At 42.1% G+C, this 21,786-nt stretch carries 15 protein-coding genes and 1 tRNA gene; 4 read left to right on the top strand and 12 right to left on the bottom strand.

Annotated features, from left to right (window positions below; all coding sequences use genetic code 11):
* Positions 1 to 317 precede the first annotated feature (317 nt).
* From B050_RS0121900 to B050_RS0121885, 4 genes are all read right to left on the bottom strand, one after another.
* Positions 318 to 1,589 carry an adenylosuccinate synthase gene (locus tag B050_RS0121900; RefSeq protein WP_018476106.1) on the bottom strand — a complete coding sequence of 424 codons (1,272 nt, stop codon included), beginning with the start codon at positions 1,587 to 1,589 and terminating at the stop codon, positions 318 to 320.
* Positions 1,590 to 1,711: 122 nt separating this feature from the next.
* Entirely contained in the window at positions 1,712 to 2,059 is a 348-nt protein-coding gene (locus tag B050_RS0121895) for an STAS domain-containing protein (protein ID WP_018476105.1), read from the bottom strand.
* Positions 2,056 to 2,523, bottom strand: a complete 468-nt coding sequence (locus tag B050_RS0121890) for a Fur family transcriptional regulator (protein ID WP_018476104.1) — start codon at positions 2,521 to 2,523, stop codon at positions 2,056 to 2,058. Before B050_RS0121890 ends, B050_RS0121895 begins: the two co-directional genes overlap by 4 nt.
* Positions 2,524 to 2,592: 69 nt before the next feature.
* A complete protein-coding gene (locus tag B050_RS0121885) occupies positions 2,593 to 4,815 on the bottom strand; it encodes a RelA/SpoT family protein (RefSeq protein WP_018476103.1) in 2,223 nt (740 codons plus the stop codon).
* Between the two features lie 291 nt (positions 4,816 to 5,106).
* On the opposite strand from B050_RS0121885, the gene B050_RS0121875 reads away from it, so the two are divergent.
* The 4 genes from B050_RS0121875 to clpX all read left to right on the top strand — a co-directional run bounded on the left by B050_RS0121875 (position 5,107) and on the right by clpX (position 8,618).
* Positions 5,107 to 5,188: transfer RNA gene (locus B050_RS0121875), tRNA-Leu, on the top strand.
* A gap of 124 nt (positions 5,189 to 5,312) precedes the next feature.
* Positions 5,313 to 6,641 (top strand): trigger factor, encoded by a 1,329-nt coding sequence (gene tig, locus B050_RS0121870; protein ID WP_018476101.1) that lies wholly within the window; start codon positions 5,313 to 5,315, stop codon positions 6,639 to 6,641.
* A 79-nt stretch (positions 6,642 to 6,720) separates the two neighbouring features.
* Positions 6,721 to 7,389 carry an ATP-dependent Clp protease proteolytic subunit gene (locus B050_RS0121865; protein ID WP_018476100.1) on the top strand — a complete coding sequence of 223 codons (669 nt, stop codon included), beginning with the start codon at positions 6,721 to 6,723 and terminating at the stop codon, positions 7,387 to 7,389.
* 5 nt (positions 7,390 to 7,394) lie between these two features.
* Positions 7,395 to 8,618, top strand: coding sequence for an ATP-dependent Clp protease ATP-binding subunit ClpX (clpX, locus tag B050_RS0121860; protein ID WP_026236090.1), 1,224 nt, complete (start codon positions 7,395 to 7,397; stop codon positions 8,616 to 8,618).
* 16 nt (positions 8,619 to 8,634) lie between these two features.
* Here clpX and lpxB read toward each other — a convergent pair whose 3' ends face one another.
* The 8 genes from lpxB to lepA all read right to left on the bottom strand — a co-directional run bounded on the left by lpxB (position 8,635) and on the right by lepA (position 21,758).
* Positions 8,635 to 9,756 (bottom strand): lipid-A-disaccharide synthase, encoded by a 1,122-nt coding sequence (lpxB, locus tag B050_RS0121855; RefSeq protein ID WP_018476098.1) that lies wholly within the window; start codon positions 9,754 to 9,756, stop codon positions 8,635 to 8,637.
* Positions 9,757 to 9,989: 233 nt separating this feature from the next.
* The gene (locus tag B050_RS0121850; protein ID WP_018476097.1) at positions 9,990 to 10,409 is read right to left on the bottom strand and encodes a 6-pyruvoyl trahydropterin synthase family protein; all 420 of its coding nucleotides are present in this window, start codon (positions 10,407 to 10,409) and stop codon (positions 9,990 to 9,992) included.
* A gap of 136 nt (positions 10,410 to 10,545) precedes the next feature.
* Positions 10,546 to 12,018: a RagB/SusD family nutrient uptake outer membrane protein gene (locus tag B050_RS0121845; protein ID WP_018476096.1), complete on the bottom strand. Its 1,473-nt coding sequence runs from the start codon at positions 12,016 to 12,018 to the stop codon at positions 10,546 to 10,548.
* A 13-nt stretch (positions 12,019 to 12,031) separates the two neighbouring features.
* The gene (locus B050_RS0121840; protein WP_018476095.1) at positions 12,032 to 15,229 is read right to left on the bottom strand and encodes a SusC/RagA family TonB-linked outer membrane protein; all 3,198 of its coding nucleotides are present in this window, start codon (positions 15,227 to 15,229) and stop codon (positions 12,032 to 12,034) included.
* Between the two features lie 1,058 nt (positions 15,230 to 16,287).
* Complete coding sequence (locus tag B050_RS0121830; RefSeq protein ID WP_018476093.1) at positions 16,288 to 18,204, bottom strand: OmpA family protein; 1,917 nt, start codon at positions 18,202 to 18,204, stop codon at positions 16,288 to 16,290.
* 4 nt (positions 18,205 to 18,208) lie between these two features.
* Positions 18,209 to 18,835: a 7-carboxy-7-deazaguanine synthase QueE gene (locus B050_RS0121825; RefSeq protein WP_018476092.1), complete on the bottom strand. Its 627-nt coding sequence runs from the start codon at positions 18,833 to 18,835 to the stop codon at positions 18,209 to 18,211.
* A 125-nt stretch (positions 18,836 to 18,960) separates the two neighbouring features.
* Positions 18,961 to 19,845 (bottom strand): bifunctional 5,10-methylenetetrahydrofolate dehydrogenase/5,10-methenyltetrahydrofolate cyclohydrolase, encoded by an 885-nt coding sequence (locus B050_RS0121820; protein ID WP_018476091.1) that lies wholly within the window; start codon positions 19,843 to 19,845, stop codon positions 18,961 to 18,963.
* A 119-nt stretch (positions 19,846 to 19,964) separates the two neighbouring features.
* A complete protein-coding gene (gene lepA / locus B050_RS0121815) occupies positions 19,965 to 21,758 on the bottom strand; it encodes a translation elongation factor 4 (RefSeq protein ID WP_018476090.1) in 1,794 nt (597 codons plus the stop codon).
* Between the last annotated feature and the right edge of the window lie 28 nt (positions 21,759 to 21,786).

Genomic DNA, 21,786 nt, shown 5'->3' with positions numbered 1-21,786 from the left:
TTCCTGTGCTTGCCTTATCTACTACAGAGGAATGCACGTGACCAATTACTATTACCGCAGGCCATAGACTATATATATACCTATATACAATCCTAGAGCTCAACGAATCTTCACAAGTAAGTAAGCTTGGAGCCTAAACCATGGAAATGTAAAACCTAGCCACATAGCTCTTATTAATGTACATTAATTTGGTGAGGGGCTATTACTATTGCCGCAGGGCATGGGCTATAAAAAACATGCTATATCTTGGCTAGAGGCAAAAAAAATCCCGTGAGCGGCTTGGCTACACGGGATTTATTATGAGGGCTAAACCCTGATTATTTCATTATTGTCTGCTTCCGATCCGGACCGACAGAAACCATCTTTATAGGCACATTCAATTCCTTTTCGAGGAAGGACACATAGTCTTTCAACTCGGTAGGGAATTCATCGTAACTATTGACCTCGCTGAGGTCTTGGTGCCAGCCTTTGAGGGTCTGGTAAACGGGCTCAAGCTCAACTTCACCAATTTCAAATGGTAATTGATCGATTACTTCTCCGTCTTTCACCTGGTAATGCGTGCACACCTTGATTTCATCAAAGATATTCAGCACATCCGCCTTCATCATGAAGAGTTGGGTAACGCCATTGATCATTAAAGAGTACTTCAAAGCAGGAAGGTCAATCCAGCCACATCTACGAGGTCTTCCCGTGGTGGAACCGAACTCATTGCCTTCTTTTCTCATACGGTCGCCATCTTCATCAAATAGCTCTGTCGGGAAGGGTCCGCTACCTACTCGTGTACAATAGGCCTTGAATATACCAAATACCTCGCCGATCGCAGAAGGAGCGACGCCAAGGCCGGTACATGCCCCTGCGGCCATGGTACTGCTACTTGTCACGAAAGGATAACTTCCAAAGTCGATATCCAGAAGGGATCCCTGCGCGCCTTCGGCAAGTATTTTCTCCCCGGCAGCCAATGACTGATTTACATCGTACTCACTATTTACCAGGTTGAGGGTTTTGAAAAATTCAATCGCTTCGAAGAATGCACGCTCAAGGCTAGGCAATTCGGAGGCATCAAAGTCATAAAACTTCAGTACGGCCTTATGTTTTTCGACCAAGGCTTGGTATTTATCTTTGAAGTCCGGGCTTAGGATATCCCCTACTCTCAAGGCCACTCTACCGATTTTATCCTGATAAGTGGGTCCAATGCCTTTCAGTGTCGATCCAATTTTTTTGTCGCCCTTGGATTTTTCATAAGCAGCATCCAGCAACTTATGCGTTGGGATGATGATGGTGGCTTTTTTGGAAATGAATAGGTTTTGCTGAAAAGCAATATTGAATTTCTTAAGTCCTTCAATTTCTTTTCGCAGGACCACAGGGTCCAGTACCACACCATTTCCGATTATATTTTTGAGGTTTTCCCGGAAGATACCACTTGGGATCTGATGAAGCACATGCTTAATACCATCAAATTCCAATGTATGACCGGCATTAGGACCTCCTTGAAACCTGGCGACCATATTATATTTCGGCGCGAGGAAATCAACTACTTTACCTTTGCCTTCATCTCCCCACTGTAGGCCTAAAAGAACGTCCATTTTCATTTTAATAATTATATGTCTTAAGTTATTTATCTCAAATTCCGCGTGAAGTTTGCAATAACAAAAAAAAATAGCAACTTAATGCTACTTTTTTTATGGTTAATCTATCAAATTTAAAATAATAATTAGGCCAAAACTTCTGATTTAGCTGCATCCAAGGATTCAAACACCTTGAATATATTATTTAATTTGGTGATGATCAAAAGCTTTTTCACGTGCTCTGAGGGGCTTGAAAGGTAAACCTCTCCCCCCGAATTTCTCATTTTGGTAAGCATAGTAATCAGCACACCGATTCCGCTGGAACTAATATAACGTACTTCTGCCAGATCAATGATACAAATTTTAACTTTATTCTGCACTGCATCCGAAATCACTTCTACGAGTTGCGGGCCTCCTTGGTCGCCGATAAGGTCTCCCTGGATCGCCAGAATAATAGCATTTCCCTCTCTATGAGAATTATAAGTTAGTTTCATACGGTCACTTTGTTTTCACAATCCTTTTTGGTGCAATTTCCATACAATATCAAAGAATGGTGAAGAATATTAAAATTCAAAATTTCACCCACTGTATTTTGGATATTTTGGATACGAGGATCACAGAATTCCATTACCTTATGACATTCGGTACAGATCAAGTGATCATGTTGCTTGTATCCATATGATTTCTCATACTGAGCGAGATTTTGGCCAAACTGATGCTTGGTCACCAAATCGCACTCGACCAACAGATCCAGGGTATTGTAAACAGTAGCTCTACTCACCCTATAGTTCTTGTTTTTCATGCTAATGTATAGGGATTCCACATCAAAATGGCCACCCCTTCCATAGATTTCTTCAAGAATCGCATAGCGCTCGGGGGTCTTCCTAAGCTTTTTGTTTTCTAGATAAGCTGTAAATATCTTCTTTACCTCTTCGAATAGCTTTTCATTCAAGGCCATCTTTTTACTCCTTTGTTTCTACAAATATACATTTCTTATTTAGAAAAGATTCAAATAAGACGGGACTAATTAATCAAAGCGCGTGACTTTAATCACTCCCTGGACCTCCATGAGGTTAGCGATCAGGTTATCCAAATGATTGGTACTGTGGACGTAAAGCTTAATACTCCCCTCAAAAACCCCACTATCAGAATCCACCGTAATAGATCTCATATTAACTTTAAGTTCGTTGGAGATCACCCGTGTCAGGTCATTTATAAGGCCCACGCGATCGGTTCCCACGATTTTCAGCCCAGCCAAGAAGGCTATCTGCTGCTGGCTGGTCCACCGCGCCTTGATCACTCTATTTCCATGATTGGAAAGGAGCTCCAGGGCATTGGGGCAGGAGGTACGGTGGATCTTGATGCCTTCATTGACCGTCACAAAGCCAAATACATCATCTCCAGGAATAGGATTACAGCATTTTGCCAGAATATAATCCACCACATCCATATCCTCGCCGATCAGTAGCTGGTCATGGTCAGGCCCCTTGAGGTTCTTGATCTCCTTGGTGAAGGAGGACTCGTCGGTCACATTTTGAAGGGGACTTTTGGTCTTTTTCTTCTTTATCTGCTTAAACTCCTTAAAGCTCTTGATGGAGGTGGGATCAATAATTCCCTTCCCTACCTTGAAGTAAAATTCACTGGCTGTTTTGGTTTCGAAGAAAGCGCGCAATTGTTCGACCACGACGGAGGAAAACTCCATTTTCATCTGCTTTAGTTTACGCTGCACGATTTCTCGGCCGTCCACCATGAGTGATTTTTTCTCCTCTTTGAGCGCATCTTTGATTTTGGCTTTGGCTCGGGAGGTGATCACGGAGCGCAGCCAATCTTCAGTAGGCTTCTGCTTATTGGAGGTAAGAATTTCTACTTGATCGCCATTTTTCAACTTATGATTGATCGGCACCAAGCGCTGATTGATTTTGGCTCCTATGCACTTCTCTCCTACCTCTGAGTGGATTTCAAAGGCAAAATCCAGCGCAGTAGCACCAAAAGGCAATACTTTCAGATCCCCTTTAGGGGTGAACACAAAAACTTCATCCTGGAAAAGGTTTCCTCTGAAATCGTCCATAAACTCTATGGCTGACCCGTCATTGGACTCCAATAGGGTACGCACCTGAGTAATCCACTCATCCAAACCAGAGCCGCTTTTAAGAGCACTGACTTCCTTCTCCTTATACTTCCAGTGGGCGGCATACCCACGCTCAGCGATATCATCCATTCTGCTGGTCCTGATCTGCACTTCCACCCACTGCCCTGTATTGCTCATAACGGTGGTATGCAGGGATTCGTAGCCATTGGCGCGAGGTGTGCTGATCCAATCCCGCAGTCTATCAGGATTGGGTCTATAAAAGTCTGTCACGATGGAATACACCTGCCAGGAGTCCGCTTTTTCATTATCAGGATCAGAATCTATGATCACTCGAATGGCAAACAAATCATACACCTCTTCGAAAGGGATGTTTTGTTTTTTCATTTTATTATAGATCGAATAGACCGATTTTGGTCTTCCTTTGATGGTGAAATTGAAATTCTGAGCAGTCAGCTCCCGCTCCAGTGGAGCGGTAAAGCTTTTGATAAATTTATTTCTTGAGAGTCTGGTTTCCTTGATTTTGCCGACAATAAACTGATAGGTCTCCGCATCGGTGTATTTCAAATAGAGGTCTTCCAGTTCGGACTTGATGCTATAGAGCCCCAGTCTATGCGCCAATGGGGCATAGAGGTACATGGTCTCGGAGGCGATTTTCAGCTGTTTATGGCGAGGCATGCTTTGTAAAGTCCTCATATTATTCAGCCTGTCGGCCAATTTTATGAGTATTACCCTCACATCATCCGAGAGGGTAAGGAGCATTTTACGGAAATTTTCAGCCTGCTGGGAGCTACCATAGTCGAATACTCCGGAGATCTTAGTGAGTCCATCGATGATTTTGGTGACTTTAGGGCCAAATTCTCTTTCGATATCTTCCAGCTCCCACTCGGTATCCTCAACCACATCATGGAGCAGTGCCGCCACGATGCTGGTGGTACCTAAACCGATCTCTTCCACACAGACAAGGGCTACCTCCAGGGGGTGATAGATATAGGGCTCGCCGGATTTCCGGCGCATTTCTTTATGAGCCTCACTGGATACATTAAATGCTTTTTTGATGATTTTAGCATCGCCATCTTTCAATAAAGGCTTAGCCAATTTCAAAATTTTGCGGTACCGCTTTAATATTTCTTTTCTTTCTACCTCTAAATCTACTTTTATCATGCTTTTGTGTAAAGCTATATTATCTGAGTCCATATTTTGAATTTTGCTTTCCTGATCCTAGCAAAGTGAATACTAATTTGAGTTTTTTTTCTCAAATGCCCATCCAAAGAGGTTTTATATTTCCTTTTTGGGCGGGCTTTTTTTTCGGCGGAAATCCCAAGCTGAAATTTTTTTTACATTATTTTCATTTTTTTTCTGGTGAAGTATTGCAGATATAAAATCCTTTATTACCTTTGCATCCACATTAAGGAAGCAACGAAGGAAACAACGAAGCTTTCAAAGTTCTTATATGCGGATGTGGCGAAATTGGTAGACGCACTAGACTTAGGATCTAGCGCCGCGAGGCATGGGGGTTCGAGTCCCTCCATCCGCACTATTCAAGCAGCCCTCAATCCCGAGCCAACACCCACAGTCTCCCGATGTCATCGGGAAGTCGGACGGGGAAGGTGTCGAGGTTGAGGGTTTTTAGTTTATAGCAAATTTTAATCAATACAGCCTTGGAAATCAAACTAGACAAGCAATCATCCAATCAAGCTTCAGTTAAAATTAGTTTAAATGAAGCAGATTATCAACCTAAAGTTGATGCCAAACTCAAAGACTATGCTAAGCAAGCCAATATAAAAGGCTTCCGTCCAGGCAAAGCTCCTTTTGGAATGGTTAAAAAAATGTACGGAACGTCTGTATTAGTTGAGGAAATCAACGAGATCCTCTCCAAGGAATTGAATAATTACCTTAAAGAGCAGACTTTTAAAGTACTAGGTGACCCACTTCCTGTGATCACTGACGCGGATGCTATCGACTGGAAAAACCAGACAGACTTTGAATTTGAGTACAAAATCGGTTTTGTAGAGAAAGTGGATATTACACTTGATGACTCTATCAAAGCTTCCGACTATAAACTCAAAGTAGATAAAAAAGCGATTGAGGATGCTGTAGCCAACCTTAGAAGCCAGTACGGTAAGATGACTAATCCTGAAGAAAGTCAGGAAAATGACTTCCTTTACGGGGACCTGAAAGCGGAAGATGGATCATACGATAAGGCTTTATCTATTCCTCTTTCTAAATTGGACGGAAGATCTGTTAAGAAATTCATCGGTGTAAAAGCGGGTGATGTGATCGAATTTGATCCTTCTAAAGCCATCAAAACTGACCTTGCAGAGATACTGAATGTAGAGGCTGAGGAGGCTGAAGCTATTGGAGGAAACTTCATCTTCACTATCCAAAACATCAACCGTACAGAAGATGCATCTATGGATCAGGAGTTTTTCGACAAGGTATTTGGTCCTGACCAAGTAAGTACTGAGGAGGAATTCAAAGCCAAGATAGAAGAGATTCTTTCTGAGAACTATAATAAGGAGACTAAGGTATTCACCGAGGAGAAAATCAAGGATACCTTAACTGAAAAAGCAAAAATTGATCTTCCGGAGTCATTCCTTAAGGAGTGGTTATTGAAGGCCAATGAGGGCAAAGTAAGTGAGGAAGATGTGGAGAAAGAATACCCTGTATATGCTAAGCAACTGACCTGGTCACTTATCTCTAACAAGATCGCTGAAGAGAACGAAATCAAAGCTGAGCATGAGGAGGTAATTGCCAAAACTCAGGATATGGTAAGAGAGCAGCTTGCTTCTTCTGGCCTTGGAGCGCAGATGGAAGATAATATGGAAATGTTTGTCAACAATTACCTACAAGGCAATGAAGGACAAAATTACATGCAAATGCTTACTGCTGTTCAAAATGACAAAGTCCTTGACTTTGTGAAAGATAAGATCAGTCTTAAAGAAGAAAAAATCGATGTTGAGAAGTTTAAGGAGTTAATCCAAAACTAATTTTCAGAATAAATCGTTATTAAAAAGTCCTTTCTTAAGGGCTTTTTTTATTTTTGTACAAATTCAAAAAAACGACAAGATGATTAATAAAGACGAGTTCAGAAAATATGCCATCCACAACCAAGGCGTAAGTGGTACTGCCTTTGATCAATACACCTCTCAAATCGAAGGGATGACCCGTTCGGTAATTGAGGAGCGACCTACCAATTTCAGGGAGATCGATGTATTTTCTCGATTGATCATGGATAGAATTATTTTCCTTGGCACCCAAGTGGATGACCATATCGCCAATATCATCACTGCACAGTTACTGTTTTTGGAATCAGTGGACAGCAAGAAAGACATCTTACTATATATCAATAGCCCGGGGGGATCAGTATATGCTGGCCTAGGAATCTATGATACAATGCAGTATATTAACCCAGAAGTGGGCACGATATGCACAGGCCTTGCCGCTTCGATGGGAGCAGTTCTATTGGCTGGTGGTGCTGCTGGTAAGCGCTCTGCCCTCCCCCACTCCAGAGTCATGATCCACCAGCCACTAGGCGGTGCACAAGGTCAGGCTTCGGATATCGAAATCACTGCTAAGCAAATATTGATATTGAAACAAGAGCTGTATGAGATTTTAGCGAAGCATTCAGGCAAGGACATTGAGGAGATTGAGAAAAACTCTGATCGTGATTACTGGATGAGAGCACCTGAGGCGAAAGAATATGGCCTTATCGATGAAGTATTGACTAGAAAATAAATATCATGGCGCAAGTAACGTGCTCCTTCTGCGGGAGAAACAAAAAGGACGTGGATCTGATGGTCTCGGGAATTTCAGCTCATATCTGTAATTTCTGTATCGATCAGGCCTACCAAATCCTTGGTGAAGAAGAAAAAACGAAAAAGCATGATAAGCAGCCTAAGTTTAAACTAAAGAAACCAAAGGAGCTCACCACCCATCTCAACAATTATGTGATCGGACAGGATGAAGCAAAGAAAGTTCTTTCTGTAGCAGTTTACAATCATTATAAAAGGTTATTACAAAAAGAGGATAAGGACGAGATTAAGATTGAAAAATCGAATATCATCATGGTGGGAGACACTGGGACGGGTAAAACCTACCTGGCCAAGACCCTCGCCAAAGTCCTGGAAGTACCTTTCTGCATCGCTGATGCCACGGTACTTACCGAAGCCGGCTATGTGGGAGAAGATGTGGAAAGCATCCTTACCAGACTGTTACAGTCTGCTGACTATAATGTGGAAGCTGCAGAAAGAGGCATCGTATATATCGATGAGATTGATAAGATCGCCCGTAAATCTGACAACCCTTCCATCACTAGAGATGTCAGCGGCGAAGGCGTGCAGCAGGCCATGCTTAAGTTACTCGAAGGAACCGTCGTAAACGTACCACCGCAAGGAGGACGTAAGCACCCGGATCAGAAAATGATCGCAGTAAATACAGAGAATATTTTATTTATCTGTGGTGGTGCCTTTGATGGCATCTCTCGTCATATCGCCAATAGGCTGAACACCCAACCGCTAGGCTTCAGTAAGAAAACTGACCATGAGGAAGTGGATCGCAATAACTTATTGCAGTATGTGACTGCTCCGGATCTTAAATCTTTTGGGCTAATCCCTGAATTGATCGGCCGACTACCTGTACTGACGCACCTGGATCCACTGGATAAGGATACGCTGAAGAGCATCCTGACCGAACCAAGAAATGCCTTGACCAAACAGTACATCAAATTGATGGCAATGGAAGGGGTTTCCCTGGAGTTTGAAGAAAGTGGCATCGACTATATCGTAGAAAAAGCAGTGGAATACAACCTCGGAGCTAGAGGTCTACGCTCCATCTGTGAGGCGATCATCACTGACGCGATGTATGAGCTACCTTCTGATTCGGAAACGAAGGAACTGGTCGTTACCCGTAAATATGCGGAAGAACAGTTTGACAAATCAAAATTCAAAAAGCTACAAGTAGCTTAACAATAAAATCCCGGCCTTATGGTCGGGATTTTTTACTTTCAAAGCTTTCCATAATTAATCTGGCTGTTTCCTCAGAAGCTTTTAGCTCGCCCAGTTTTGACTTTATCGATTTATAGCCTTCAAGCATTTTATTTTTCTTCCCGGTAGATTCAAATAATGCAGTAAGTTCAGCATTCAGTCTGTCTGAATTATAATCATCCTGAATCAGTTCCGTCACAACCTCCTTCTCAGCGATGAGGTTTACCAAGGAAATATAGGGCACCTTAATGAGGTTTTTGGCTATGGCATAACTTATGGCACTTGTCTTATAGACCACCACTTGCGGCACATTAAAGAGGGCCGTCTCTAAGGTCGCCGTCCCAGAGGTCACCACCGCAGCATTGGCATAATGGAGCAAATCGTAAGTTTGGTCATAGATCACCTTTACCCCATGCGCCGTAGCCTTATCATAAATGGTATCGGAGAGGTTCTTCACTCCAGCAATTACAAATTGGAATTGCGGAAACTGACTGATCAAGACCACCATCTCGTCCAGCATATTCTCCACTTCCTGCTTTCGGCTTCCTGGCAATAGGGCTACAATAGGCTTATAACTCAGTTCATTTTTTTGATGAAAGAAATCATGTGCCTCAAACTTCCTGATTTCATCAAAGAGAGGATTTCCTACATAATTGATTTCCCAATCAAACTTTTGGAAGAAGGTTTTTTCGAAAGGAAGAATGGAATAGAGATAGTCCACGTTCTTTTTCAGCTTATAGGCACGCTTCTGATTCCAGGCCCAGACCTTTGGCGGGATATAATAGTGGACGACAAAGTCACTTTCCTTAGCGAATTTGGCGATCTTCATATTAAACCCACCATAATCCACAAGGATAAGCGCATCAGGTTTATAATGCGCCAAATCCTCTTTCACCATCTTAAGGGAGCTCAGCACTTTCCTAAAGCCAAACAGCACCTCTACAAAGCCCATTACGGCGACTTCTTTATAATGTGAGACAAGTGATACCCCTTCTGCGGCGGAATAGTCCCCAGCCATCCCTCTGAAGTCTGCGTCAGGATCTTTTTCTTTTAGGGCCTTGACCAAATTGGCTAAATGCATATCACCGGATCGCTCGCCGGCTATTACGTAATATTTCATTCCTTCGATTTTTGCAATTGCAAGTTACAATAATTGCATAGATTGAGCACTTGCTGCAAATCATCCTTTCCAAAAAAATAGAATGCATCAATGGTGCTTAAAGATGAAGATAATCCTTTTTACCTAATCAGGTAAAGAAACGCCATGCGAAAGTGACCAAGTCATATGAGGCTTCAATGCCTTAAAAAGATATAGCCTAAAAAGAGAAAAACCTCATTCCTGAGGTTTAAATATTATTCACCATAATACTCCACAAAATTCCGGGGAGTTTCATAAAGTTTCAACTTATATAAACCTCCATGGGGAGTGATCTCATCCACTGCGGGGCTGAGAATTTTCCAGAATTCCATGACGAGATTTTCACAACTAGCCATCTTTCCTTCCATAAAATCCACATCCAGGTTGAGGTTTTTATGATCCACACGCTGAATCACCAGGTTTCTGATCAAGGTAGAGAGCTGCTTAAGATCCACCACAAATCCCGTATCAGGATCAGGCAATCCCTTCACCGTCACGATGAGCTCAAAGTTATGTCCATGCCAGTTGGCATTGGCACAAGGACCAAAAACCTCTATATTCCTCTCTTCGGACCATTTTGGATTCCAAAGTTTATGAGCTGCGTTGAAGTGTTCTTTTCTTGAAACCTGTATCATGATTTAGCTTTCCAGTTTTTAAGATTGCAAAGATAGGAAAAAATCACCAGTTGATAGGTGAATAGAAATAGGAATAGGCCAAAATAATAAAAGCTCGTCCCCAGGGAGACGAGCTTTTAAAAATTTAAGTACCCTATTAATCTATATTCGGGTTATTTACGATTTCCTGATCAGGAATCTCGAAAGTCAATTGGTCGTCATTATAAGGAATAGAAAGACCAGGATAAGTCAGGTGGTTAGAACCCAAAGTGATGGTGCTTTTGTTACGCTTCATCAGCAAGTAACTTTTACCTTCACCCCAAAGTTCAATTCTCGTTTGAAGGATAATTTCATCCAACAAAGCCTGACCTGAAAGTCCATCAATATAAGAAGTATCAGGCACACGCTCGCTCATCACTGCTTTCAGGGAAGTCTTCGCTCCTGTTTCATCGCCGGATTTAGCGGCAGTTTCAGCATTAAGGAGGTAAATTTCCTCTATTCTCATATAGACATAATCAGTGGTGATGGAACGCTGTCCACCGATAGTTCTTCCTGGATCAAAGAATTTGTTCATTGCCCAGTAAGGGTTACCATCCCCATTTCTATCCAGGAACTGCGCCTTACGACCATCTTCTACTGGGATAGCATTATATAGGTCGGCATTGATCACCTTACCATCACCTACCCAAGCATAGCTATAGGTAAATGGATCCACCTGTCCCCACCAAGAAACAAGGTCCATGTCCATATCAAGCGTGATATCTACTCCCCACATCCATCCTGAGGTCTGGATATTATTGAAGCCATTAGTAGTAAGCTCCTCATTGGTAAGGATATTATAGGTAGAATTATCAATAATTGCCTGAGTAACGGTAGCCGCCTCAGTATTATTCCCCATAGCAGCATGCGTATAGGCTAATAATGCACGAGCAATATCGGTATTGACCTCAAATTTAGCCGTCCTATTATAGTTCTCTAAATTCTCGATAGCAAAATTCAAATCACTAAGGATCAAATTATAAACATCTTCTGTTGAGCTGAAAGGCTGAGCCTCCTGGTCAATAGAAGTATAAACTGGCAGGATGATATCAGAAGGGTTATATTCCTCAGCAAAGAAGTTCGCCAGGTAGAAATACCCATAAGCTCTAAGTGCTTTGGCCTGAGCCATAATCTGACGTCCTACTTCTGTTTCTGGAACAGCGTCTGTACCACCAAGTCCATCAATTACAGCATTGGCACCAAAGATCACCTTATAGTAATATCTCCAAGGAAGATAGTTCCTTATGTTAGTATTATTAATGGTTACCTGTAAGTCAGATACCTGAGCATACCAACCAAAACCTTTGGCTGAAAGTACCATATCACCGGATAGCATATCAGAGAAGATATCGTAACCTTTTTGACCAAAGTCATCATGAAGCTCATCATCTGGAGAGGCAGAAAACACTTGGTACATAGTTGAGTACACACCTTTCAATACAGAAAGCTGCAGGGAAGGATTGATCACTGAGATTTCCTCCACACGATCAGTAGATATTTGCTCAGTCGGCTGGGTTTCGAGGAAGTCCTCGCTACACCCAAATGCCACCAAAGCAACTGCTGATGTATATATTATATTCTTAAGTTTCATATCAGATCAGATTTTAGAATTTAATTTTCGCTCCAACAGTAAATGTACTAAGCGGAGAGTATCTGTAACGGCTGGAAGTACCCGCCTCATTGGTAGAAGGATTGAATCCTTTACGAGCAGAAGTGATCATAAGGTTATCACCTGCAACAAACAGATTCAAGTATTCTACACCATAAGGGCTCAACATCGCTTTAGGGAAGGTATATCCCAATCTGATATTTGACAAGTTCAGGTAATCAGACTTGGTCAAGAAACGAGTTGATGTAGAGTTTACGTTTTGATCATAGTCATTGGTCAGGCGAGGCACATTGGTGATATCACCTTCCTGCTGCCATCTGTCTCTGATGTCCACATGCCAGTTAGCATTACCTACCTGATCATTACTCATCAGATCTGCATATCTGTAATCATATGCGTATCCACCAAGGCTATATAGGAATAATACGCTAAGGTCAAACCCTTTATATCCTGCACTCAAGTTAATACCCCCCCGAATGGTTGGGATGGCAGATTTACCTACATATTTTCTAGCGGCATCAGCATAGGTAATAGTCGTACTTTGCTGAACGTTTGCTGCTGGATTTTTGCTCATATAATCCACCATATTAGTGATGATTTCATCATCCTGAGCTTCCATATCACCATTGATATCATCATAGTACATATTCCACATCGCTTCGCCAGTAGAAGGATCTACTCCAGCCCACTCTCTCATATAGAAATCATAGATGGAATGACCAGCAGATCTACCAAAATAACTTACGATCTCGATAGGCTTTTCAAATCCAGTACCTGGGTCGATAGGCATATGCTTCAGTTCGTTATTGATGATCTCCCCATTGATACCAAGATCAATATGGTAGTTTGCACCTTTGAGGATATGTCCTACAAGGTCAAACTCAAGACCAGCATTTATCAATACCCCATCATTCACCTGGATATATTCATATCCACCAAGAGATGGCGCTACAGTTCTTTCAAAAATCAGGTTACCTGTATTTTTGACATAATATTCTAAGCTACCATCAAGGTATTTGCCCACGCTGAATTCTGCACCAACCTGGAACATCTTAGAAGTCTCCCAAGTCAGATCTGGATTACCTTTCTCTGCAAAAGGAAGCGAAGGGAGTTCATTCAGGTTAGAAATATCATAGAGGTTATATCCAGGATATAGACCCACACCCGCTTGATCTCCAGTAAGACCGTAACTCGTCTTGAACTTCAAGAAGGTGAATACATCCTGGCTAGCCATGAAGTCTTCGTTAGAAGCCACCCATGCAAAGCCCAAGGCTCCAAAAGTACCCCATTTGTCATTCACAAATCGGGAAGAACCATCACGTCTTACCGTACCAGTTACATAGTAAGTATCCTTAAAGTCATAACTTACCTGACCGAAATAAGACTCCAATTGGTAATCTCTGGTATAAGAATAAGACGGGTTAGTCACCACGCCATTGTTCAATTCAACCCCGAAAGGATCGACTAACTGCTGCTTATATGCGCTTAGGTACTTACGGTTCCAAGAGCTACTTTCCTGTGCTAACATGGCCTCTAGTGAGTGATCACCAAAGTCTTTGGTATATCTCAGGATATTAGTCATATTATAAGAGAAGATCTCAGTTTTATCCTTGAAAATCGATCCATTCACACCAGCACTTGGGCCGTAGAATGGAGAATTTTGATCATCATATCCGGAGTTGGAGTACTGCCAACCGTAACGTGTTTCGAAACGAAGATTTTTGGTGAAGTCAACATTCAAATGAGCATTACCATTCACTTCATTGGTCTTACGGTTCATCACAGAATAAGTCGCATCTGCAATAGCGTTGGTCAAACCAGCGAACCCACGACCTTCGCCGTAATCATACTGATATCCACCATAGTAAGGATCAGGGATTTTGTTTCCTTCAGCATCTCTTAGGAAAAGAGGATAGATAGAAGGCATATTGTCCATAAACCAGAAGATACTTCCAGAATCAGAACTTTGTCCACCTGTATTAGTTTCAGAACGGGTATAGCCGATGTTTAATCCACCAGACAACCAATCTCTTACTTGGTGATTGACGTTCATTCTAGCAGTAACTCTTTCGAAATCAGAGTTAATAGAATACCCCACATCATTCAAATAACCGAAAGAGGTAAAGTAATTTACTTTCTCACTACCACCACCGATTTTTAAAGAGGCTTCAGAACGGTTAGAAGCTTGGAAAGCATAATCTTCCCATTTTTCCGGATCATATAATCTGTTCACTCCGTCTCTTACCATACCCGTTGCTGGATCGATAAGATCAGGTCCATCCACATCCCATAAGTTATACTTGGCATTCACACCATTTCCTGAGAATAGGTTGGCGTTGGCGTAAGCAGTAGGATCTGCTTGGCCTGTAGCTACCCCTCTATTTACTAAACCATTATAACCAATGCTGATATACTCCTCAGGATTGGAGATGGTTTCGTAACGAGGCAACATATCAAAGTTTTGACCTACTTTGCCGTCCACCTCGATGAAAGAAGAACCAGCTTTACCTTTTCTGGTGGTGATCAAGATCACACCATTGGCACCTCTAGAACCGTAGATTGAAGTGGCTGTAGCATCTTTCAGCACAGTCATATTATCTATATCGGCAGGGTTGATAGAGTTGATATTTCCAAAGAAAGGAACACCATCCACTACATAAAGAGGGTCTCTGTTACCATTTACTGAACCAAAACCTCTAATACGAACCTCAGCAGTAGAGCCTGGCTGACCAGAAGTGTTGATTACACGTACACCGGCCACTTCACCAGCAAGAGCTTGTGAAGCGTTAGATACACTTTTTCTTTCAATTAGTTCTGAATCCACTTCTTTCATGGATCCGGCAAAAGCTTGCTTGGTAGTGGTACCATAACCTACTACAACTACCTCATTCAACAGCTTCGCATCAGGTGATAATATTACGTCAATAGTTGACTTATTACCTACCTGAATCTCCTTGCTCTCCATTCCCATAAAAGAGAATACGAGAACCGCATCATTTCCAGCTTCTATGGTATAGTTACCATCCAGATCTGTAGCAGTACCAGTGGTCGTGCCTTGCACCAAGATAGAAACCCCAGGAATAGGACTTCCGTCTTCACTGGAAGTAACCGTCCCGCTAACCGAACGGCTCTGACCAAATGCCACAGCACTAGCCAGAAGGAGTGTTAGTCCTAGCAGTAAAACTTTCTTCATAATAATAAACTTAATTTTGGTTTAACAGCAGGCAATTTAATCGAATAACACCTAATATTCCAAAAAAAAATATTTTTTTTATAAATAGAACTTTTCTTAGGCATTAACTAAAGAGGGAATTTAAGACCATTAACAATACATTACACCATTTTATACCCCAACTAGTGTAATATAATTTTGTTTTAACATAAATTAACAGTACCTACAAAAATTTCATAATGAAATGCATTTACTTCTAGCCTATTGGTAGAACCATTAAAAAATTGAATAATTCTAATAGGCATATGTATATTACTTCTAATTATAAATACTATTATTTAGAAGCACTATTTATACATATAGCATAATACCATTATTATACTGTATTATCAATATAAATTCGGGCTTTTTACTACTATTAAATTAGTCCTGACACAATAATTCACATTAGAATCCCATTGCAGCTTACCAAAAAAATTGAATTTCACCTAAAAACACATACAGTGTACCAATATAAATCAAATACCAATTTTGCAAAATAAAATACTGATGAACACGTCTGCATAACATATAAATCAAGTATTAATTACATTTAATTAGTATAAATTACTTAACTCATCGCTTCATTTCCCTTGGTTTAATTAAAAAAATCATCCAAAAATCACATTCCAAAAAAACATGTCCCTACTAAAAACATAATCTTCTGATAACCTGCACATAACACTTACTAAAATCTTTTTCTCGAGCGACAAGTCTTCATAAAGATTGGAATAACAAAGTTGATTGCAAATCCCGGGACATTCGTTTGCAGATCAGAGGATCAGGCCAGCGCAATCTATACTAGCATCTCTTCCACATGACCTTCAGGAAAAATCCTAACTCTATAGCAGCAGAATTGTTTACTTGTTGCTCTCCAAATTGCAGCTGTCAGGAGGGGACACAGATGAGCAGAGGCCTCATAGGGGCCTTAATAAAAACTCAGTGGTCAGTTTGCAGAAATATCGTTTTAAAAATGGAGTCATCATCCCCTGTAAAGCATCTGATACTGGATGAAAAACATTTAGAAAGGAATGCTGTATTTATAAGGCTAAAATCTCAATTTCAATCCTCCTGTTGCGTGCCCTCCCTTGGGCGGATGCATTATCCATAACAGGATCACTAGCCCCCATTCCCTTCACACTGATCCTCTTGGCTTCCACACCAAGATTCAATAGATAATCCTGTACGCTTTCCGCACGCCTTAAACTCAGGGCTTCATTATAACCTTGTTCGCCAGTATTATCAGTATGACCAATCACGGCTATGCTCACTTTGGGATTGTCTATCAGAAATTTATGCAAGCGTACCAAGCTACTTGTGGATTCGGGCTTCAAAATCGCTTGGTCGAAGTCAAAAAATACATTTTCAAACAAAAATTCTTCTCCCTGTGCCAAAGGCCTCAAGGAGACCTTTAGGTTTTCTATATCACGCAGGCTGTCCTTTTCTACATTAAAAATCCGAGGTAGAAACCCTTGCTTCTCTACATACAGACCTGAAACCGCCTTATCAGGATAGATCATCACAAACCTTCCTGAATCACCCTCAGAGCGAAACTGATACATGGTACTGTCATTTTCCAGATTTACTAAGGACAAACTTGCGCTTATTGGGTCTCCTGTTTTCTCATTATACACCCTCCCACTGGTGACTACCAATCGCTCTCCCAGTTCGATTTCCTTAGGAAAGGGAAATCTATAGATAAAGCTTCGCTCTAAGCGGTCATTTTTCAGTGTATTTTCGGTATAATAAGCATAATCCCTCTGAGCGGTAATAAATAAGGCGAGCTGATCGCGGTGATCATTAATAGGAGAACCTAAGTTTTCAGGTTTGCCAAAAGTAGTTCTTGAAATGGTGGACCGAAAGATATCAAGGCCACCAAAGCCAATATGACCATCAGAGGCAAAAAACAAGGTTTCATTATTAAAATACATAAAGGGGGACACCTCATTGGAGGGGGTATTTATTGGCTCGCCCACATTGACAGGGACCGCCCAGGAGCCATTTTCTTGTCGCAAGGAATAATAGATATCATTGCCTCCCAGTCCGCCCTTTCTATTGGAGGAGAAAAACAAGATGCTGCCATCAGCAGATAAGGAAGGCTGGGAATCCCAAAATCGGGAATTCACCATTTCGCCCATATTTTTCGGGACCTGCCAGTGACCATTTTGTTTATAGGTGATATACAGATCGCAACTCCCATAGCTGTCCGGCGCATCACAGCTGGTAAAAATCATAATATTACCATCGGCAGAAATCGTACAGGTCCCCTCATTATATCGTGTATTGATATTGGTGGAGAGCCCTACAGGCTCCGTCCATTGACCTCCAGACCAGAAACTGGTGTAGATATCCTCATGATCAGCAGGGCTGATTCCGTCACGTTTGGTGAATAAAACCTGTCGACTATCTGCAGTAAGCACCGGGAAATATTGGAGAAAAAACTCGTTCAGAGGGACGGGGAGTTGTTCTTTCTCGATTAGCAATGGGTTTTCTAGCTGGACTTTGATAAAGGCCACTTTCTTCTCCATTCTCTGGAATGCCTGAGTAGCCTTCAATTCGGCATCATAGAACTCCCGGGCGCCCTCAAATCTGGCTATCGCTTCAGGAAAGTCACCTTTTCTAAGCAATATCGCGGAGGTAAGCCAGGCGAGCTCCGCCTTATTATGACTGGAGATAGCTGCATTATTGTCGGCTTCCTGCGCCACGGAAAGTGCCTGATCAAAATCCCCCTTTCTCACCAAAAGATTCGCCCATTTCAGATAAGCCTCTGTAAATGAAGCATCCTTCTGCACGGCCGACTGATACTTTGCGATAGCCTCATCATACATTCTCCTTGCCGAAAGCTCATCACCTTCTTGCAGAGACTTTATAGCTCGTTTATTCTCCGTGCTATACTGTTGGGCGTGAAGTAAGGTTCCGAATAAAAATAAAAAGACAAATACAAGCGCTTTTCTCATGAACTTATGGGATATCCATAAATTTATGAGTTTGGAGAGAAATATTCCAGTTTGGGTGGTTTTTAATATAAGAAATGATGTCATTCATGTACCGATCAGCGCGACTCCATTCCGGCTGGAGCAATTTCTTACAGCTCGGCTTGACTTTAGCGGCATGTTTTTCTGCAAAGTCAAAGTCGCTTTTATGAAAAACAATCACCTTCAGCTCATCCGCCTTATCATAGATGCTTGGATGCGGTTCTTTGAATTTTTTGGGAGAAAAACAAACCCAGTCAAATTGACCAGAGAATGGATGAGCCCCACTGGTCTCTATATTGATGGTGAAGCCATTAGCCTTAAGCAGTGCGGTCAGTGGTCCCAGCTCATACATCAAGGGCTCTCCGCCAGTAATCACGACTAAACGACCGGGGAACTTCATGGCCTCAGCCACGATATCCTCTATGGAATGTACTGGCCACTTCCCTGCTTCCCAGGACTCCTTCACATCACACCAAACACAACCCACATCACATCCTCCTAATCGGATAAAGTAGGCGGCGTGCCCGGTAAATGTTCCTTCCCCTTGGATCGTATAAAATGCCTCCATCAGGGGCAATTGCAATCCTTTTTCTACAGCAACTTTTTGTTCCATTATATTAATTTTTGACGAAGCGGGAGATTGAACCGCATAATTACAATTATATAAATTCCACCAAAAAAATCAGGGAATGTAGCATAAACTCCATCCCCTGATTCTATAGTGATTGTACTATCTTATTAAGAATAGACTTTCTTTTCTGCTGAAAGTAAGGTATTATGAAGCAAGGAGGCAATGGTCATTGGTCCTACACCGCCAGGCACAGGAGTGATAGCTGCGGCTTTTTCTGCCACTTCATCAAACTTCACATCGCCTATCAATCTAAAACCGCTTTTCTTAGAGGCATCTTCGATCCTGTGAATCCCCACATCGACGATTACAGCTCCTTCTTTGACCATGTCGGCCGTCACAAATTCCGGCTTGCCGATCGCAACAATAAGAATATCTGCGGTCCTAGTGATCTCCTTCAGGTTCTGCGTACGGCTATGCGTAAGCGTCACGGTGCAGTTTCCTGGATTGCCATTCCTAGCCATCAGGATACTCATCGGAGAGCCTACAATATGGCTTCTTCCGATCACCACACAATGCTTCCCGGATGTTTCTACCTCGTATCTTTTCAGTAATTCAACGATCCCAAAAGGAGTAGCCGCCACAAAGGTAGGCCAGTTTAGCGCCATCCGCCCGACATTAGCAGGAGTAAATCCATCCACGTCTTTCTCAGGCTTGATCTTGGCCGTCACTTTCTCCACAGAGATATGATCCGGCAGAGGCAACTGTACAATAAGTCCATCGATAGCAGGATTCTCATTGATTTCCTCCACTTTTTGAAGAAGCTCTTCCTCAGAAATAGAAGCATCAAGTCTTACCAGCGTGGAATCGAAGCCCACGTATTCACAAGCTTTCACTTTGGCTCCGACATAGGTCTGACTCGCACCGTCTGCTCCTACCAGAATAGCAGCAAGGTGGGGAGTCTTTCCTCCTTCAGATTTGATTTCTTTTACTCTTGCGGCAATTTCATCTTTTATCTCCGCTGAGGTTTTCTTTCCATCAATAATTATGGGCATAGCTTACTGATTATATTTAATTGATAGTTCATCTTACTCCTAATTCCCCTGATCAGGAGCCTTGGAGAATATAAGTCTGATCTATTTTTAATTTTAAAATTAACTGAGGATCCTGAGGATCAATCAAGTTTCAATACAGCCATAAAAGCCTCTTGAGGAACTTCTACGTTTCCAACCTGACGCATTCTCTTCTTCCCTTTCTTCTGTTTATCCAATAGTTTACGCTTACGGCTAATATCCCCGCCATAGCACTTTGCCAATACGTTTTTACGCATGGCCTTTACTGTCTCTCTAGCGATGACCTTGGAGCCAATAGCTGCCTGGATAGCGATCTCAAACATTTGCCTAGGCACTAGTTCTTTGAGCTTTTCGCAGAGTCTGCGTCCCCACTCATAGGCCTTGTCCCGGTGCACAATCGCTGATAGTGCATCCACCACTTCGCCGTTGAGCATCACGTCCAGACGCACCATATGAGAGGCTTTGCTCTCTCTTAGGTCATAATCCAGCGAGGCATATCCACGAGAGATGGTCTTCAGCTTATCGAAGAAATCAAATACGATTTCTGCCAAAGGCATATCAAAAGAAAGCTCTACTCTATCGGAGGTCAGATAAACCTGATTTTTGATCTGGCCTCTTTTCTCCATACATAGCTGGATTACTGGCCCTACATAGTCAGACTTGGTGATGATGGAAGCATGAACAAAAGGCTCTTCAATATGCTTAAACAAGGTAGGATCAGGCATATCTGAGGGAGCGTTGATGAACCTGTACTCACCATTATTCATCAGTGCCTTAAACTGCACAGAAGGTACGGTGGTGATCACGGTCATATTAAACTCACGCTCCAGCCGTTCCTGAATGATCTCCATATGCAGCATTCCTAAGAATCCGCAACGGAAACCAAAACCCAGCGCTGCTGAAGTTTCCGGTTCCCACACCAAAGAAGCATCATTCAGCTGAAGCTTTTCCATGGAGGCCCTTAGTTCTTCAAACTCCGTGGTGTCCACAGGATAAATCCCTGCAAAAACCATTGGTTTTACGTTTTCAAACCCTTTGATCGCCGTGGAGCAAGGTCGTTTGATATGGGTAATAGTATCCCCTACCTTCACTTCCTTGGCCACTTTGATTCCAGAGATGAGATAACCTACATTCCCGGCGCTGATGGACTCCTTGGGATGCTGGACAAAGCCAAGAATCCCAATTTCATCTGCGTCATATTCTTTGCCAGTATTGACAAATTTAATTTTATCGCCTTTTTTGATTGTTCCATTGAATACCCTGAAGAGTACTTCCACTCCCCGGAAAGGGTTGAATACGGAATCAAATATCATGGCTTGCAATGGGGCTTCAGTATCGCCTTTGGGGGCAGATATTTTTTCGACCACTGCATTAAGAATATCTTCTATTCCTAAGCCTTCTTTGCCAGAGGCCAGGATAATATCTTCCTTATCACAACCTATAAGATCGATCACCTCATCCGACACCGCTTCAGGATCTGCTCCTGGAAGATCGATTTTATTTAGCACAGGAATGATTTCCAAATCATGATCCATTGCTAGATACAAATTGGAAATGGTCTGTGCTTCGACCCCTTGGGAAGCATCCACGATCAGCAAGGCGCCTTCACAGGCTGCAATTGACCGAGATACCTCGTAGGAAAAATCCACGTGACCAGGTGTGTCTATAAGGTTCAGTGTGTACTCCTCACCTTTATAGGTATATTTCATTTGGATGGCATGAGACTTAATGGTAATACCACGCTCCCGCTCCAAATCCATATTATCCAACAACTGATTTTGCATTTCCCTGTCAGTTACCGTATTGGTAAACTGAAGGAGTCTATCCGCCAATGTACTTTTGCCATGATCAATATGGGCAATGATACAGAAATTTCTAATTTTTTGCATATCCATTCTGAGGGCAAAAATAGTAAATAGTTAG

Source organism: Echinicola pacifica DSM 19836, assembly GCF_000373245.1.
GTDB classification, from domain to species: Bacteria; Bacteroidota; Bacteroidia; order Cytophagales; family Cyclobacteriaceae; genus Echinicola; species Echinicola pacifica.
The sequence above is the reverse complement of the archived record's forward strand: the minus strand, read 5'-3'. Positions and strand labels throughout refer to the sequence as shown.

Coding starts and splice junctions, on each gene's coding strand:
- B050_RS0121890 (WP_018476104.1), bottom strand. CDS start 2,523: ATGGCCTTGAATGAAAAGCTATTCGAAGAGGTAAAGAAGATATTTACA.
- B050_RS0121865 (WP_018476100.1), top strand. CDS start 6,721: ATGATTAATAAAGACGAGTTCAGAAAATATGCCATCCACAACCAAGGC.
- B050_RS0121825 (WP_018476092.1), bottom strand. CDS start 18,835: ATGGAACAAAAAGTTGCTGTAGAAAAAGGATTGCAATTGCCCCTGATG.
- B050_RS0121830 (WP_018476093.1), bottom strand. CDS start 18,204: ATGAGAAAAGCGCTTGTATTTGTCTTTTTATTTTTATTCGGAACCTTA.
- B050_RS0121885 (WP_018476103.1), bottom strand. CDS start 4,815: ATGATAAAAGTAGATTTAGAGGTAGAAAGAAAAGAAATATTAAAGCGG.
- B050_RS0121900 (WP_018476106.1), bottom strand. CDS start 1,589: ATGAAAATGGACGTTCTTTTAGGCCTACAGTGGGGAGATGAAGGCAAA.
- lepA (WP_018476090.1), bottom strand. CDS start 21,758: ATGGATATGCAAAAAATTAGAAATTTCTGTATCATTGCCCATATTGAT.
- B050_RS0121840 (WP_018476095.1), bottom strand. CDS start 15,229: ATGAAGAAAGTTTTACTGCTAGGACTAACACTCCTTCTGGCTAGTGCT.
- B050_RS0121895 (WP_018476105.1), bottom strand. CDS start 2,059: ATGAAACTAACTTATAATTCTCATAGAGAGGGAAATGCTATTATTCTG.
- lpxB (WP_018476098.1), bottom strand. CDS start 9,756: ATGAAATATTACGTAATAGCCGGCGAGCGATCCGGTGATATGCATTTA.
- B050_RS0121820 (WP_018476091.1), bottom strand. CDS start 19,845: ATGCCCATAATTATTGATGGAAAGAAAACCTCAGCGGAGATAAAAGAT.
- clpX (WP_026236090.1), top strand. CDS start 7,395: ATGGCGCAAGTAACGTGCTCCTTCTGCGGGAGAAACAAAAAGGACGTG.
- B050_RS0121845 (WP_018476096.1), bottom strand. CDS start 12,018: ATGAAACTTAAGAATATAATATATACATCAGCAGTTGCTTTGGTGGCA.
- B050_RS0121850 (WP_018476097.1), bottom strand. CDS start 10,409: ATGATACAGGTTTCAAGAAAAGAACACTTCAACGCAGCTCATAAACTT.